This window comes from Xanthomonas sp. LF07-6, assembly GCF_034105445.1.
Lineage (GTDB): Bacteria > Pseudomonadota > Gammaproteobacteria > Xanthomonadales > Xanthomonadaceae > Xanthomonas_A > Xanthomonas_A sontii.
In genome coordinates this window covers 1-240 of the sequence record NZ_JAXGGI010000051.1, presented here as the reverse complement: position 1 = coordinate 240, position 240 = coordinate 1, and the positions used below count along the sequence as shown (strand labels likewise).

The window sequence follows — 240 nt, the reverse complement described above, 5'->3', positions numbered from 1 at the left end:
TACCAGCGCGGCCTTGATGCTGGCCGAGCTTGGCGATGTGAGGCGCTTCGCCGATGCCTCGGCGGTGACCGCCTTCGCGGGCCTGAATCCGTGCCTGCAGGAGTCGGGCGAGCGCAAAGGCCACGTCTGCATCTCGCGCACCGGCTCGCCCCGCTTGCGCGCAGGCCTGTTCATGCCGGCCCTGGTGGCCATGACCCACAACCCGATCATCCGGGCGCTGAAACAGCGGCTGAGCGAACG

1 protein-coding gene is annotated in these 240 nt (G+C 69.2%); it reads left to right on the top strand.

Annotation, left to right across the window (positions count from 1 at the left end; all coding sequences use genetic code 11):
• Window positions 1–16: 16 nt before the first annotated feature.
• Window positions 17–240 (top strand): IS110 family transposase (locus SLW56_RS20835; protein ID WP_320695411.1); only part of this gene is annotated, 224 nt, incomplete at its 3' end.